Source organism: Rothia sp. HMSC064D08 (assembly GCF_001809525.1).
Lineage (GTDB): Bacteria > Actinomycetota > Actinomycetes > Actinomycetales > Micrococcaceae > Rothia > Rothia dentocariosa.
This window is the reverse complement of the sequence record NZ_KV797895.1, coordinates 206,923-221,578: the sequence shown is the minus strand read 5'-3', so window position 1 is coordinate 221,578 and position 14,656 is coordinate 206,923. Positions and strand designations below refer to the sequence as shown.

The window sequence follows — 14,656 nt, the reverse complement described above, 5'->3', positions numbered from 1 at the left end:
TATGCACTATTCCCCAACTCACGATAAACCCCGAAAAAATATTGTTTTCACCTGAAATCTTTGGAAAAATGGAGAAAACATTCTGGAAAGCTCATTTCTTTATGAAGGAGGACTCCATGAAAATAGCGGTCATAGGGGCAACCGGCACTATCGGCTCGAAAATCGCCGCCGAACTGGAAAAACGCGGTCACGAGGTAGTGCCGATCAGCCGCTCACACGGGGTAGACGTTTCATCGCTCGCGGATTTAAGCGCGGCGCTGACCGGAGTGGATGTTGTGATCGACGCGATTAACAACATGATTATGAGCAGCAAAAAGGCGCAGACAGCCTTTATCAGCACCTCCAGCAATATCGCGCAGGCGGCAGCTGATAACGATGTGAAGCGCATCGTCTGCGTTTCAATCGCCGGAGTAGAAAACCCGGCGGTTAGCCGCGGATACGGTTACTATGCGGGCAAGGCTGCGCAGGAGAAAACCTATCAAGATTCCGCCGTAGACACCGTTATTATTCGTTCGACGCAGTGGTTTGAGCTTCTTGACCCCATTGTTCAGCAGGTTACGGTGGGTCCCGTCTCGGTGCTGCCGACCATGAAAATGGCACCTATTCCCGCAGAGGCTGCAGCACAGCTGGTATGCGATGTTGCCGACGGCTCCGAGAAGGTACCGGGTACGGGCATCGTCTCGATTCGCGGCGAAGAAGAAGGAACAACGGCGGAGTTCGTAAAGCGTCTTCTCACGGCACGCGGCGAGGTCGGCGGCAAAACGCCGAAGGTGGTGCGGCAGCTGCCGTATTTCGGTTCCGCTATTGCCAAGGGCGGGCTGATTCCCGATCCCGCAGATCACACCGTCTCCACTACGCTTGAGGAGTGGCTGGCAAGCCTGTAGCGGTTTCGATACTGCGCGAACCGATGCGGTCTTCGTATATACGAAGACCGCATCATCGCGTTAAGCGCTCATACACCTATGCGCCCTTATGCTCAAGAAACGCGATAAGCCTGTCGAGCAGGTCTTGCAGCTGTTCACGCTCCTGTGAGGTGAATTCGGCGCTCATGGCACGCTCGACGGCGCGAACCTTCTCGTCAGCCTGAACAACCAGTTCTTCGCCCGCATCGGTGAGGGTCACGATATTCACGCGGCTGTGAATTTCGGAGGGCACACGGGTAATCAGGCTTTTCGCATCCAGACGGGCAAGAATGGTGGCCATCGTCTGCGGGGTTACCGCTGCGGCACGCGCCAACTGCGCCGCCGACTGCCCGGGCACATAGTAGAGCGAGGTCATGGCGGCATACTGTGCGACGCTCAGATCGTACTCGCGCAGAACTTTAGATTTGACCGCCATCATCGCCTGCTCGGCGCGTTTAATCGACGACCCTATCCGCGACCGGGTTTCGGCAAGATAGGCTTCTTGCCCCTGTCCCGGCTGCGGAGGGTATTTTACAGGCTGCTGTGATTTTTCCGATGATGCGGGCATGTACTAAGCATACTATCCCCCGGCTCCGTCTCGCTTTGTTATTCACTGACATACATACTTATCAGAAGCACAGCAAAAACACCCTGCACAACTAAGGCTTGTCCCCGAACCCTCACACGAAGGATTCGGGTACAAGCCTTAATTAGTACCTCCCGCAGGATTGCCTACAGGGGAAAGCCGCTAGTCAGATGCCCCTCCGGTAATCTGCTCGGCTTCTTCTACGGCAGACTCCGCCATCTTATTGACGGTCTCCAGGGGTAAATCCCGCATCTGCTGTGAGGAGAAGACGAACTTCGCATCGTCGCCTTCGCCCTCGACACCCACGGTAATCTTCTCGCCGGGCTTGATTTCGCCGAAGAGGATCTTCTCGGAGAGAGCATCCTCAATATTACGCTGCATTTCGCGGCGCAGCGGGCGGGCGCCCATTGCCGGGTCGTAACCCTTCGAGGCCATGAGAACCTTTGCAGCATCCGTAAGCTCGATCGACATTTCCTGATCTGCCAGGCGCTTTGCCAAGCGGCCCACGAAGAGATCCACGATCTGCAGAATCTCGTTCTCGGAGAGCTGCGGGAACACGATAATATCGTCCACACGGTTCAGGAACTCGGGGCGGAAGTGCTCCTTGAGGTTCTCCATCACGCGGGCCTGCATGCGCTCGTAATCGGCATCGCCGTGATCCATCGCCTGGAAGCCCACGGGAACGCGACGGTTCACATCGCGCGAGCCGAGGTTCGTGGTCATAATGATTACGGTGTTCTTGAAGTCCACCACACGACCCTGCGAGTCGGTCAGGCGGCCGTCTTCGAGAATCTGCAGCAGCGAGTTGAAGAGATCGGTGTGAGCCTTCTCGACCTCATCGAAGAGCACCACCGAGAACGGCTTGCGGCGCACCTTCTCGGTCAGCTGACCGCCCTCGTCGTAACCCACATATCCGGGAGGCGCACCGAAGAGTCGAGACACGGTGTGCTTCTCCTGGTATTCGGACATATCCAGGGTAATCAGGGCGTCTTCATCGCCAAAGAGGAACTCTGCCAGAGCCTTCGCAAGCTCGGTCTTACCAACACCGGTTGGACCAGCGAAGATAAACGAGCCACCGGGGCGGCGCGGATCCTTCAGACCGGCACGGGTACGGCGAATCGCACGGGAGAGAGCCTTGATAGCGTTGTCCTGACCGATCACGCGCTTGTGCAGCTCGTCCTCCATCTTGATCAGGCGCGAGGACTCTTCCTCGGTGATCTTGTACACCGGAACACCGGTCGAGGATGCGAGCACCTCAGAGATAACCTCGGGGGTCACCTCGCCGAAAGCATCGCCGTTTTCGCGCCAAGCCTTCTCAGCCTCAGCCTTCTCGGCGAGTACCTTCTGCTCCTGATCGCGCAGCGCGGCGGCCTTCTCGTAATCCTGGCCCTTGATAGCGTCTTCCTTCTGCGTGCGCAGCTTCGACGCCTTCTCGTCAAGAATCTTAATCTCGGGCGGGGCGGTCATCCGCTTGATGCGCAGGCGGGCGCCCGCCTCATCAATCAGGTCAACGGCCTTATCCGGCAAGAAGCGGTCGGAAATATAGCGTGCCGCCAAGTTCACGGCAGCCTCGATCGACTCGTCGGTAATGGTTACGCGGTGGTGAGCCTCGTACTTATCGCGCACACCCTTGAGAATCTGCACGGCGAGCTCTTGGGAAGGCTCGTCCACCTGAATCGGCTGGAAGCGGCGTTCCAAGGCGGCATCCTTCTCAATGTGCTTGCGGTACTCGTCCAAGGTGGTGGCACCGATGGTCTGCAGCTCGCCGCGAGCCAGCATCGGCTTTAGGATGGAGGCAGCGTCGATAGCGCCCTCTGCGGCACCGGCACCGACGAGAGTGTGAATCTCGTCAATGAACAGGATAATGTCGCCGCGGGTGCGAATCTCCTTGAGCACCTTCTTGAGGCGTTCCTCAAAGTCACCGCGGTACCGGGAGCCCGCAACCAGGGAACCCAAATCCAGGGTGTACAGGTGCTTATCTTTGAGAGTTTCGGGAACATCGCCGTGTACGATGGCCTGCGCCAAGCCTTCAACGACGGCGGTTTTACCAACACCGGGTTCGCCGATAAGCACGGGGTTGTTCTTGGTGCGGCGTGAGAGAACCTGCATTACGCGTTCCATCTCGTGGTGACGACCAATCACCGGGTCAAGCTGCCCCTCGCGTGCGGCGGCGGTGAGGTTACGCCCGAACTGATCGAGAATCGTCGAACCCGCCGGGGTGCCCTCGCGGGAGTTGCCCGCGCCGACACCGGCGGTTTCCTTATTCTCATTGTTGCCGGGGTATCCGGAAATAAGATCCATCACGGCCTGGCGAACCTCGGCACCCTGCACGCCTACTTTGGAGAGAACCTGGTTTGCCACGCCTTCGGAGGCGCGCACCATGCCCAGCAGGATATGTTCGGTGCCAATATAACCGTGGTTAAGCTGAATGGCCTCGCGCATGGAAAGTTCGAGGACCTTCTTGGCGCGCGGGGTGAAGGGAATGTGACCGCTTGGCGCCTGGGGGCTGGGGCCCACAATGCTCTGCACCTGTTCGCGCACGGCATTCAGGGTAACCCCGAGGGACTCAAGGGCACGGGCACCGATGCCCTCGCCCTCGTGAATCAGCCCGAGCAACAGATGCTCGGTGCCGATGTAATTGTGGTTGAGCATGCGTGCTTCTTCTTGGGCAAGCACCACAACGCGCCGAGCTCGGTCGGTAAAGCGTTCAAACATTGCGCACTCCTTGGAAATTTTGCTTGATACTAGATTACGTGGAAAAGCGCGGCTACGGTGCACTGTTCGCCATCAAGAGAACGTCTGTGTCGCTATTTTTCGGGGAGCCTTTTATCGGACCAAAACCGGGATGCGCATCGGGCGTTTCTCGACGGTCATAAACATTTTCATGAAACTTTTATCGGGCTCTATCAGAAGACCTAATATCGCTTTAGCTTATAGCAATACTAATGTACCTCCGCGCCCTTTACTAAAACGTTATAATTCTGCTTCGGTATTTAGATTCTTAGGAGACATTCTTGAGGATTGCTCTCATAAGATAACGGGGATTCCATAAACACCAAGAAAAGGCTCGGGGCGATACCCGCCACGTGATTACCTAAATACATATCACGGGGCTAATAAAAAACCGGAAGATGATAGCTCTTCTCATGAAGGGCTTTTTCTAAAACCTCGTTATACAGAAGGCGGGATAACACTCGATGTGTCATCCCGCCTTCGGCAGATGAAATACCATCACAGAATTAGCGATGGTATCAATACTATTTACTTACCTTCTGCCTTCATAGCTGCGTAGTAAGCATCCTGAATTTCCTGGTGGATGCGACCGCGATCAGAAACTTCGTGACCGTTTTCGCGTGCCCACTTACGAATTGCAGCGGTTTCAGGGTTACGCTTCACCGGAGCGGAAGAGCCACGACCACCGCGGGAACCGCGCTGGGAGGCGCCTACCTGAACGCGACGACCCTTAGATGCGAACGGACGAATTGCATCACGAAGACGAGCGGCATTAGCACTGGATAGGTCAATCTCGTAATGAGCTCCGTCGAGGCCGAATCGTACAGTCTCTTCTGCGGGACCACCATCAAGGTCGTCCTCAAGAATAATGCGCACCTTCTGTGCCATAGGGGTTTTCTCCTTAGTTTGGTTTATTGCTCCAACTATGAGTTTTTACACTGCACGTTGTCACACTCTCTAATTTATCTCCTTCATAATAACAGAAATAAATGACTAATGACTACCAACATAGAGAATTCTAAGGAATGACACAGAATAGTGTTGTCATTTAACGGTTATATTTATTGACGCCCTGTTTTATTACCCGTTTTATCAGTACCAAAAGGATTTACCGTTCCTTGTGAACCCTTTACCTTCTCGTACCACTGTTGAGCGTCTTTTTCGACATCACGCTGTGCTGAACGTTCGGCGCGATCCGCCCGGTTAATCCAACGCAAAATGAAATATAACGCAATCCCGGCAAAAATAGGAGGCAGCAGCGCAATCAAAATCTCCATGAAAATCCCTCACAACCTTTCGTGCTGATGACAGCATACCCGATAGCGCAAAATGCCGCCCGATAACGCATACACGTTACGAACGGCATCTACGGTTTAACGCGGTTTACAAACCTTTACGAAAGAAAAGCCTTGATCAAGCCCGAAATTACGACTCCGGCTTCATCAGCGGGAACAAAATAGTTTCACGAATACCTGGCTGACGCACCACGGTTCCAGGGCGTTCAGGGTCCTGTTCACCCGCCAAAAGCATAATCAGACGGTCAACACCCAGCCCGAGACCGCCCATCGGCGGTGCACCGTGCTCCAGGGCGCGTAAGAAGTCCTCATCAAGTTCCATCGCCTCGTCATCGCCCGCAGCAGCTTTATGGGACTGCTCGGTTAAACGCTCGCGCTGAATCACAGGGTCGATCAGCTCAGAGAACGCGGTACCGCGCTCCATACCGCCAATAATCAGATCCCACGCCTCAATCGTGCGGGAACCATCGCGGTTTGGCCGCGCCAGAGGCTGGGCGCTCGGCGGGTAGTTATACACAAAGGTCGGGTTCAGCAGTGTTGGCTCCACGATTTCGCCGAAAAGCTCAATCACAAGTTTCTCAGCATCCCAGGCGGGATCCACCTCAACCTCATGCTTGGCAGCGATCTCGCGCAGCGTCTCAGCGGGGGTATCCGGGGTTATTTCAACACCCACGGCCTCAGACAGTCCGGGGTAGACGCTCAGCCACGCCCACTCACCGCCCAGGTTGATCGTGCCGTCCTCGGTCTCAATCGCGGTAACCCCGAGCTCCTGTGCGCACGCAACAATAATCTCCTGCATACGTTCGGCCATCACGTACTGATCGGCGTAGGCTTCGTAGCATTCCAGGGTTGTAAATTCGGGGCTGTGCGTCGAATCCACGCCCTCGTTGCGGAATACGCGACCAATTTCGTAGACGCGCTCAATACCGCCCACCACGGCACGCTTGAGCGGCAGCTCGGTGGCGATGCGCATCGTCATAGGCTGGTCGAAGGCATTCAGGTGGGTGCGGAACGGACGAGCCGTCGCGCCGCCGTGCACCAGCTGCAGCACCGGTGTTTCCAGCTCAATATAGCCGTGATCTTCCAGCACACGGCGCACAGTGCGGGTAATCAGAGCGCGCTTTTTCACCAGGTCACGCGCCTCGGGGCGAACCATCAAGTCCAGGTAGCGGCGGCGCACCCGAGTTTCCTCGTTCAAATCCTTGTGCAGCACGGGCATGGGGCGAATCGACTTCGCGGCCATCCTCCACTCACGCACCATAATCGACAATTCGCCGCGGCGAGAGACCACCACGCGGCCGGTTACATACACGTGATCGCCCAAATCCACCAGGGATTTCCAGTCGGCAAGCGACTGTTCGCCAACCTCATTGAGCGAGAGCATCGCCTGAATGCGGTCGCCATTCGTGCCCGCCTGCAGGGACGCAAAGCAGAGTTTACCGGTATTGCGCACGAACACAACACGGCCCGGCACATGCACCACATGGTCGGTTTCGTCCCCGGCGGTGAGCTCGCCGGACTCTAATTTCGGGTCGTATTGAGCGCGAATATCGGCGATATGATCCGGTTCGATGCGCTTGCCTTCGGCGTCTAGAAGCCCAACGGGGTACGCTTCACCCGCGGTCTCCAAGAACTTAGCGCGCTTCTCCAAGCGAATCTTCATCTGCTCGGACATATCTGCAATGGCCGGTGTGGCACTCTGCTCGTTGCTCAAAAGGTACCTATCTCGTGTTTTAGGAGGTCAAATGTGACGGTTTGCTACAGCAAATCCATGTTGTCGATCAAGCGTGTGGAACCCACGTATGCCGCAACTAGTGCGAGCACCCGCTCGGAATCGGCGGTCGGCGGCTGGAAATTGCTCGGATCCACAAGCTCCAGGTAGTCCAGGCGCACACCCTCGGTCGAGTTAATACGTGCCCGTGCACTCTCTAGATCGATGCTCTCAAACCCGCGGTTCAGCGAGTTTTCGCGCATCAGTGCAAGGGTTCGGGAAATCACCAGCGCAGCCTCGCGTTCCTGCTCGCTCAGGAACTCATTCCGTGAGGAGAGAGCCAAGCCGTCGTCGTCACGCACAATAGCGACGGGACGCAGGGTAATGTCGTGGTTGAAGTCGTGAATCATGCGCTGCACGAGCAAAACCTGCTGGGCATCCTTCTGCCCGAAGTAAGCGTTCACCTCGTGCGAGCCCGCGGCGGGGCGCACAATATTGAAGAGCTTATTCACGACGGTGAGCACGCCGTCGAAGTGGCCGGGGCGGGTGATTCCCTCAAATTTATTGCCCAGTTCGCCGCTGGAAATGCGAATAAGCGGCTCGCCTTCGGGATACATTTCATCCACGGAGGGCGCGAAGATAATATCAACGCCCGCATCGGCGGCGACCTGCGCATCCGTTTCCAGGGCGCGCGGGTATTTGTCATAGTCTTCGTTGGGACCGAATTGAAGCGGGTTAACAAAGATCGACGCCACCACAACATCGTTCTGTTCACTCGCGCGGCGCAAAAGCGTGGCGTGCCCTGCATGCAGAGCACCCATCGTAGGCACATACCCGAGCGTAGCGCTGCGGTACTGCACCTCGCCTTCCTGTTCGGCGGCTTCGGCACGGGCGCGCTCATTCAGCCGTTCCTGGGCGGCAGCAAGCGCCTCCGCAATAGCGGAGCGAAGCTCGGTAATAGTCGTGACGATGCGGGGCATCGAGGTCTCAGTCATGACGAGAACTCCTTATCGTCAGGCATCGCACCGGATTGACGCGTGCCCGTGGTGTGGGTTCGCAAGGTAGATTCAATCCGAGCCTTCTGGTCGTCGTTTATCGAGTTTCTATTATGCGCCCTAGATGCGGTTGCGCGCACCATGGCGGCATATGAGTCAGCGATATCCTGTGTATTTTCGTGGTCGGTGTACTCTATCAGCGCATTAAGATGCGCATCCAGGGTACCTGCATCGCCGCGTGCCACGGGACCGGTCAGCGCGCCTTCGCCACTCGCAAGCGCGTTATCGACGGTCGCACGAACCAGCGGACCGAGGTAACGCGCCGGGTCTTCAATACCGATACTAGCAAGCATCTGCTGGGACTGTCCCAAAAGTGTGACGAGATGATTGGACGCATGCGCCAGTGCGGCGTGATAAAGCGCACGATCGGCTTCGGCAACGTGGACGGGCTCACCGCCCATTTCAACGACGAGCGCCTGAGCTATAGGGATAAAAGGCGCGGGCCCGGTCACGGCAAAGCTCGTACCGGTGAGTCGTTGTAAATCCAGGGACAAACCGGTGAAAGTCATGGCGGGGTGAATCGCCAAGCCGATAGCGCCCAATGTGGTTGCGGGAGCAAAAATATCGGTGCCGTGCCGCCCGGAGGTGTGCACAAGCAACTGCCCACTGGTTAAGGACCCGGAAGATGCCAAATACTCGATCAGACCAGCCAATTCATCGTCGGGGACAGCCAACAGCAGCAGCTCGCTGCGTTCGGCAATCTGTTCCACCTCAAGGAGCGGTACGCCGGGTAAGAGCACATCCGCCCGTTCTTGAGAAGCTTCAGAAACCGCATGCACGCCCACCAGGGAATGCCCGGCAGCGCGCAGGGCGGCACCGAGCACAGCGCCAACTTTACCGGCGCTGATAACGCCGATGCCGAGGCGTGCGGGTTTCAGATGATTCGTGGTCACACTCTTAAGTATATTAGGTACCGCAAAATCCGCGTGTTTTTCAGCGTTCACCAGGTGCGTCGACGATCATGGCGGATCGCTACAGGGAATTATGCCGAAGGCGATGTGTAATAGGCCCGAGTGCCGTCAGTGCGGGTGATGATCTCGGCGGCAATGCGTTCGGCATCATGCGCCTCTAGGTTCTGGACGGCGGGTTTGACCGGCCCCGGAACGCTGCCCAAATGTATGCACGCGGTTTTGAGGATGCGATTGAGCGGCCCCTGCGACCACTGCACCGCGAGCACTTGCCGTTCGGGGACTATCGAGAGGAACCGCAGCAGGCAGCCGCCACGCAGCAAGAGAAGATCCCGGGTGGGGGTGTGTCCCGGGGTTTGCAGCTCACGGTTCTGGTGATCATCGACACCCGTTTGTTCGGTATTCACCCGCGCGAAACCGTCACGCCGGAAGGTGAGCGGGTTAAGCCAGCGTGTTCGGCGCGGCGCCGTCACTACGCCTAACTCGCGGCTGTCGGCGGGGTTGTACCTTGATGATTCCATGACCGCCTGCACGATTTCGAGGCTGTGCGGTGAAACATTCGGCAGCAGCAGGTGAAGAAGCCGCTGCATTTCGCGGGCGGTACCCACGGGCAGGGCGGTGTTGCGGGTAAATGAGTCGTCGGATGAACCCTCTGTATTTACCGCCACGCCCGCAATATTGACCACCACCCGGTACCACCCGAAGGGCTTCCACAGCAGGGGCTGTTCAATCTTGAGGGCTTGAATACGCTGCGGGAACAGGGTTTGTGTATGTGTTCCCGTGAATCCGTAGGTGATGCGCAGGCTGTCGCCGCGCGCATCCGAAGTGTTCTGGCGAATGCGCTCCACCGTGAAATTTGCGCCCTGATCGAAGCTGCTCCACAGCTGCCAAAGAAAACCGAGAATTGGAATCAGGGACGGAAAAATAAACTGCGATATCTGTCCCAGGTCCTTTTGGGGGTTCATCAGCCACCCCACGATCGTACCGCCCACCCAGATAATCGCTACCGGGAGTGCCCACAACAATGCGCTGAGCACAATCGCGGCAAGAACCCGCAAATTGGGGACTTTGAAGAGCAACCGTTCCGGCTTGTGACCTGCTTCTGTCTGCTGCTCCCCTGCAAGGTTCACCTCGTGCTCCTTCTCAGCCGGAACACTCACAGCATCGGCGAACTCTGACCTATTGGCGGCACGCAGGGTACTCACCCGCTGCAGCAGGCGTTCCTGCAAATCCTGCGCCTTCGCATGCGAGAGGTATTTGATATGCAGGGCTTCTTCGGCACCGTCCGCTGCCTCAAGCCGAAGCTCGGACAGCCCCAAAATACGGGCGACGAGTGGGCGTGAAATATCGACGCTTTGCACGCTTTCCAGGCGAATCTGCCGCTGTTTCTTGAAAAATATTCCGCTGTGGCGGTATACCGAATGCGCGCTCACGCTGTAGCGGGTAAACGCCCACGAAAGAATACTTCCACCAAAAATAAGGACCGCCGCAGCACCGTAGCCATACAGCATTACCGGGTTATGTCCAACGTGGTTCAGCAGATATTCGGGCAGCTGCCGCAGAATATTCCAGTAATCATTCTCGGCATTATTGTTGAAGGAATTCTTAATATAATCCCACGCGAGATAAATAATAAACGCGACGAAAACCCATATGTTCATGATGAACGTGCGCACATCGGTACGCCACCACGTGAGGGTCTCCGCAGCTTCACTCGGGACTATCTGATGTTCAGAAGTGTTAGAAGACTCGACAGACCGCACGCCCTGGTTATTCGAGTTTCGGGGTTCCTGTGTCATTACAGCGCCGCCATGCGTTCATCGGCGCGGCGTATCAAAAGCTCGCGCAGCTGCTGCCCACGTTCAGTGGGAATACCGTACAGCGTCACCTTAGAAGCGGTCACCCCAGCGGTGCGGATCGTCAGACGCACCAGGTGATGAGCACGCTCCAAGGGACCGGAATCTACATCTACATACTGGATGCGCCCATACGGAATGGACGTCACATGCCGAAACAGCAACCCCTGGCGCGCCATCAGATGGTTGGGGCGCAGGCTATAACCCAGCGCTCGGGTGCGGCGCGGCAGCAGCGCCGCCCACCAGATGCCCCACACCACCAGGACAGCGGCGATCGCCCCAGTAAGAGCGGGCAGCCACGTGGTTTTGGGCAGAACATCGGAAGAACGCATCATCTCAAACATCACAGTCAGCGCCGCAAAAACGACTACCAGCGTGATAAAAAACCCTACGACCTGTATCAGCCGAATCTTGGTATACGAAGGATGCGCGCGCACCCACTCACCCTCGGTCGCAGTCACCGAGCCCTCACCCTCGTGCGAGAAAGAAGCATCCTCAGCATGTGAAAGTTGTGACATACATACCCTCTATCGTCGATCACTCGTGCGGGAATATCCGTCAGCGGCGAGCTTACCCGAATTCGAGCCGCCCGAAGACGAATTACCGTCCGGATCATCCGGCGGAATACGGCACAGATACTGCGCCCACAGCCCGCCCGCCAGCAGCAGCACAGCACCGATCAGATTCACCACAGTAGACCAGAAAAACCCGGGAATACCGCGAGCGCTCGCCAGCGCTACATCGTAGACAATAAGCCCGAGCATCCAGCCCGCCAACAGTGCCCCGGTCAAAATCGCACCCTGCGCACACGCCAAAGTACGCGCAGCCATGAGAGAGTTCATGGATTTCGCTTTGCGCCGGGTCTCAACATTGCGAAAACGCGCCACCTGAAACGCAAACCAGAGCGTAATACCCGCTATTACCACGCAAATCAGTGCCACCACAGGCGACATTGCAAGCTCACCGCCGCCTGCGTTCACCACCAGATTATTCAGGATTGTTGCAGCAACAAGCCCCAGCGCCACGGCACACGCAATAACGGATATTCGGATGAGCTTCATACGCCCTCGCTTTCAGCACCACTATCAAATAGGTTCTTGGGCAAATTCATGTCTCGCATAAATCGTACCGCGTTAACCCCCGCACGTTCATCGGCTGCGCGTACCCTGCGAGCTAAATCGGCAACGAGATGCCGCGTCTGTTCGCCCGTAGCGGCATCACGAGACGGTATTACCGCCTGCGGGTTTGCCTGCTCCCACGGAACCAGCACGAAAGCGCGCTCATGCGCACGCGGATGCGGCAGCGTCAGAACCGGGTCGTCGCTGACGAGGTCGTCATAGGTAATAACGTCAATATCGAGAGTGCGCGGACCCCATCGCACAAGCCGCACCCGGTGATGATGCGCCTCCACCTGCTGGCACAGCGCTAACAGCGCGTAGGGGTCAAGGCTTGTGTGTACTTCAAGGATGGCGTTGATATAGTCCGGTTGGTCGGCGGGGCCGCCCACCGGTTCCGTCACATACAGCCCGGAGGCGCCTACTAGCCGCACTGCACCCCCGCTAAGATGCACGAGGTCGGCGGCGACCTGCTCTAACGTGGTTTCGCTCTCGCCCAGGTTTGACCCCAGGGCCAGCACCGCCGTATGCGCTAACGCGTCCATGCCGGGCGCAGGGTGCGAATGGTTTGCGTTCGGTACATTACCCACGCGCGCAGGCACCCTTTCCGCCCTGAATCTGCGTGCCTTCACGCTCCCGGAATACGGTCACTGCCACGTTCCCGAAGGTCACCTCAATTGGGGCCTTCGGTTTATTGACGGTCACCTCAAGGGCATGCACATACGCGCATTCGTCCAGAATGTTCTGGGCGATACGCACGGCAAGAGTCTCAATCAGATCGAGGGACTCCCCCACAATATGCGTGCGGATAATCTCGGCAACTTCCGCATAGTTCGTGGTTTGGGCGAGGTCGTCGGTTGCGGCAGCCTGCGTGAAGTCGGTGTATAAAACCGTATCTACCACGAAGGGCTGACCTTCACGTTTCTCAAAATCAAGCGCTCCGTGAAAACCCACGGCGGCAACACCGGTCAGGGTAATGCGGTCGCAGGATGCGTAGGCGTGCGCGGGGTTCGGCATGGTGTTCCTTAGCTGATGTGAATACTGGTACATAATTTTAGGTCTGTTTGGTGCGGGTAATAGTGCGTAAAGTATTTGCCACGGTCACGGCATCCACCGTGGGGGGCACATTGTGCACGCGAACCCCCCACACTCCCTGGGCCGCCACGAGTGCAGAGAGAGCGGCGGATGCGGCATCACGGTTTTCGGGGGCGCGTGCTGGCGGCATTTGGTCGGGCGCGGTGTTCGCGCCCGCGGCGGGGTTCTGGGTTTTGGTGCGCGCCGCATCCGCAGCGTTCAGCGCATTCGCCAGAAAACGTTTACGTGAACCGGCGATTAGTACCCGGTGCCCCAGCGTGTGCAGCTGCCCAAGGGCGGCGAGCAGTTCCCAATCCTGCATGCCACCCTTCGCAAACCCCAGCCCGGGGTCAAGAATAATGTTCTCGGCATGAACCCCGGCGGCAACCAGGCGATCACGCAGGGCGGCGAGCTCGTCCAGCACCTCAATGACGGTGCCGCGCGGGTAGGCGGCGAGCGCATCCATTGTGGTTGAGGTGCCGCGCGCGTGCATCAGAATATAGGGTACGCCCAGCTCGGCTACGGTCTGTACCATCTCATCGCTCACGCTCATGCCCGAAACGTCGTTAATGATGTGCGCCCCGGCGGCTACGGCGGCGCGGGCGGTCGCTGCGTTCATGGTGTCTACGCTGATGGTGATACCGGTTTCGGCAAGCCCCTCGATCACGGGCAGAATACGCCGAAGTTCCTCCTCAACACTGATGCGCACCGCACCGGGCCGGGTGGATTCGCCGCCTACATCAATAATGTCTGCGCCCTGCGCGATCATGCGTTGCGCGTGGGTGAGAGCGTCGTTCGCGGTATAGTGTTCGCCGCCGTCGCTGATAGAATCGGGGGTGACGTTCAGGATTCCCATCACCAGGGTTCGCTCTGCGGCTGCGGCGTCACAGGGCAAGTGTGCGGGGGGCTGCGGGCTCATCATTGCGTGCATGATTTAATCCTAACGGATGCACGTTTGCCCCTTTCATGCCACGAGCAGGTGGTTTCTGGTACGAGCAGGTCGGAAATCCTACCTTGTCGGCGAAAAACAACCTTCTCGCGACCGGATTTAATATTGCATTATCTATGCGCATTTTTTCATGCAGGGCGTAGCGGGGGTATGCTGGATTTATGACTATAGAGTTCTGTACGGCTACGGTGCCGGACGGAACGTAGCGACGCATCGTAGAGACTGACGGTTTTGGAGGTTCAGATGAATCTGAAAGTTGGCGCCTGGATTCTTGGCTTTATCGCTCTTGCGGCGTTTATCACGGTTGTTCTGGCGAATGGACTTACCGCCGTGCGCTGGGTCGCGTTCGGTGTCGCAACCTGCGCAGGGTTCCTCTCCCTGGGTATGGTCGTAACCCTAGCCCTCGGCTGGGATGACCCCACGGGAACGAAAACCGACTCCCACTAGTTTTATCTCGTGCAGAGGCGTTCCG

At 57.4% G+C, this 14,656-nt stretch carries 15 protein-coding genes; 2 read left to right on the top strand and 13 right to left on the bottom strand.

All coding sequences use genetic code 11. The features are described from left to right. Positions 1-116 precede the first annotated feature (116 nt). Positions 117-884: an SDR family oxidoreductase gene (locus tag HMPREF2625_RS03200; RefSeq protein ID WP_070521711.1), complete on the top strand. Its 768-nt coding sequence runs from the start codon at positions 117-119 to the stop codon at positions 882-884. Between the two features lie 76 nt (positions 885-960). On the opposite strand, the gene HMPREF2625_RS03195 is transcribed toward HMPREF2625_RS03200, so the two are convergent. The 13 genes from HMPREF2625_RS03195 to folP form a co-directional block, all read right to left on the bottom strand. Further along, positions 961-1,470 (bottom strand): MarR family winged helix-turn-helix transcriptional regulator, encoded by a 510-nt coding sequence (locus HMPREF2625_RS03195; protein ID WP_070521708.1) that lies wholly within the window; start codon positions 1,468-1,470, stop codon positions 961-963. 180 nt (positions 1,471-1,650) lie between these two features. Further along, a complete protein-coding gene (locus tag HMPREF2625_RS03190) occupies positions 1,651-4,203 on the bottom strand; it encodes an ATP-dependent Clp protease ATP-binding subunit (RefSeq protein ID WP_013397971.1) in 2,553 nt (850 codons plus the stop codon). A 546-nt stretch (positions 4,204-4,749) separates the two neighbouring features. Further along, entirely contained in the window at positions 4,750-5,109 is a 360-nt protein-coding gene (locus tag HMPREF2625_RS03185) for a histone-like nucleoid-structuring protein Lsr2 (RefSeq protein ID WP_004005751.1), read from the bottom strand. 173 nt (positions 5,110-5,282) lie between these two features. After that, positions 5,283-5,498, bottom strand: a complete 216-nt coding sequence (locus HMPREF2625_RS03180) for a hypothetical protein (RefSeq protein WP_070521705.1) — start codon at positions 5,496-5,498, stop codon at positions 5,283-5,285. Between the two features lie 148 nt (positions 5,499-5,646). Continuing rightward, entirely contained in the window at positions 5,647-7,179 is a 1,533-nt protein-coding gene (gene lysS, locus HMPREF2625_RS03175) for a lysine--tRNA ligase (protein ID WP_246826683.1), read from the bottom strand. 95 nt (positions 7,180-7,274) lie between these two features. Next, on the bottom strand, positions 7,275-8,222 hold the full coding sequence (gene panC / locus HMPREF2625_RS03170) for a pantoate--beta-alanine ligase (protein WP_070450584.1): 948 nt from the start codon (positions 8,220-8,222) through the stop codon (positions 7,275-7,277). Further along, entirely contained in the window at positions 8,219-9,175 is a 957-nt protein-coding gene (locus HMPREF2625_RS03165) for a Rossmann-like and DUF2520 domain-containing protein (RefSeq protein ID WP_070522580.1), read from the bottom strand. Before HMPREF2625_RS03165 ends, panC begins: the two co-directional genes overlap by 4 nt. Positions 9,176-9,264: 89 nt before the next feature. Further along, positions 9,265-10,989, bottom strand: coding sequence for a PH domain-containing protein (locus HMPREF2625_RS03160; RefSeq protein WP_246826600.1), 1,725 nt, complete (start codon positions 10,987-10,989; stop codon positions 9,265-9,267). Next, positions 10,989-11,564 carry a PH domain-containing protein gene (locus HMPREF2625_RS03155; protein WP_246826598.1) on the bottom strand — a complete coding sequence of 192 codons (576 nt, stop codon included), beginning with the start codon at positions 11,562-11,564 and terminating at the stop codon, positions 10,989-10,991. The genes HMPREF2625_RS03160 and HMPREF2625_RS03155 overlap by 1 nt, the downstream gene beginning before the upstream one ends. 9 nt (positions 11,565-11,573) lie before the next feature. Further along, positions 11,574-12,107, bottom strand: coding sequence for a DUF3180 domain-containing protein (locus HMPREF2625_RS03150; protein ID WP_070521702.1), 534 nt, complete (start codon positions 12,105-12,107; stop codon positions 11,574-11,576). Then, complete coding sequence (folK, locus tag HMPREF2625_RS03145; protein ID WP_070522572.1) at positions 12,104-12,706, bottom strand: 2-amino-4-hydroxy-6-hydroxymethyldihydropteridine diphosphokinase; 603 nt, start codon at positions 12,704-12,706, stop codon at positions 12,104-12,106. Before folK ends, HMPREF2625_RS03150 begins: the two co-directional genes overlap by 4 nt. A 37-nt stretch (positions 12,707-12,743) precedes the next feature. Next, the gene (gene folB, locus HMPREF2625_RS03140) at positions 12,744-13,178 is read right to left on the bottom strand and encodes a dihydroneopterin aldolase (protein WP_037231372.1); all 435 of its coding nucleotides are present in this window, start codon (positions 13,176-13,178) and stop codon (positions 12,744-12,746) included. Positions 13,179-13,215: 37 nt separating this feature from the next. Then, the gene (gene folP / locus HMPREF2625_RS03135; RefSeq protein ID WP_070521699.1) at positions 13,216-14,166 is read right to left on the bottom strand and encodes a dihydropteroate synthase; all 951 of its coding nucleotides are present in this window, start codon (positions 14,164-14,166) and stop codon (positions 13,216-13,218) included. 261 nt (positions 14,167-14,427) lie between these two features. Here folP and HMPREF2625_RS03130 point away from each other — a divergent pair, with 261 nt between their 5' ends. Further along, positions 14,428-14,631, top strand: a complete 204-nt coding sequence (locus HMPREF2625_RS03130) for a hypothetical protein (RefSeq protein ID WP_037231375.1) — start codon at positions 14,428-14,430, stop codon at positions 14,629-14,631. The last annotated feature ends 25 nt before the right edge of the window (positions 14,632-14,656 follow it).

Excerpts from the sequence above, each read along its gene's own strand:
- folB (WP_037231372.1), bottom strand. The coding sequence starts at position 13,178 with ATGCCGAACCCCGCGCACGCCTACGCATCCTGCGACCGCATTACCCTG.
- panC (WP_070450584.1), bottom strand. The coding sequence starts at position 8,222 with ATGACTGAGACCTCGATGCCCCGCATCGTCACGACTATTACCGAGCTT.
- folK (WP_070522572.1), bottom strand. The coding sequence starts at position 12,706 with ATGGACGCGTTAGCGCATACGGCGGTGCTGGCCCTGGGGTCAAACCTG.
- HMPREF2625_RS03200 (WP_070521711.1), top strand. The coding sequence starts at position 117 with ATGAAAATAGCGGTCATAGGGGCAACCGGCACTATCGGCTCGAAAATC.
- HMPREF2625_RS03130 (WP_037231375.1), top strand. The coding sequence starts at position 14,428 with ATGAATCTGAAAGTTGGCGCCTGGATTCTTGGCTTTATCGCTCTTGCG.
- HMPREF2625_RS03190 (WP_013397971.1), bottom strand. The coding sequence starts at position 4,203 with ATGTTTGAACGCTTTACCGACCGAGCTCGGCGCGTTGTGGTGCTTGCC.
- HMPREF2625_RS03195 (WP_070521708.1), bottom strand. The coding sequence starts at position 1,470 with ATGCCCGCATCATCGGAAAAATCACAGCAGCCTGTAAAATACCCTCCG.
- HMPREF2625_RS03160 (WP_246826600.1), bottom strand. The coding sequence starts at position 10,989 with ATGACACAGGAACCCCGAAACTCGAATAACCAGGGCGTGCGGTCTGTC.
- lysS (WP_246826683.1), bottom strand. The coding sequence starts at position 7,179 with ATGAAGATTCGCTTGGAGAAGCGCGCTAAGTTCTTGGAGACCGCGGGT.
- HMPREF2625_RS03150 (WP_070521702.1), bottom strand. The coding sequence starts at position 12,107 with ATGAAGCTCATCCGAATATCCGTTATTGCGTGTGCCGTGGCGCTGGGG.
- folP (WP_070521699.1), bottom strand. The coding sequence starts at position 14,166 with ATGCACGCAATGATGAGCCCGCAGCCCCCCGCACACTTGCCCTGTGAC.
- HMPREF2625_RS03185 (WP_004005751.1), bottom strand. The coding sequence starts at position 5,109 with ATGGCACAGAAGGTGCGCATTATTCTTGAGGACGACCTTGATGGTGGT.
- HMPREF2625_RS03180 (WP_070521705.1), bottom strand. The coding sequence starts at position 5,498 with ATGGAGATTTTGATTGCGCTGCTGCCTCCTATTTTTGCCGGGATTGCG.
- HMPREF2625_RS03155 (WP_246826598.1), bottom strand. The coding sequence starts at position 11,564 with ATGTCACAACTTTCACATGCTGAGGATGCTTCTTTCTCGCACGAGGGT.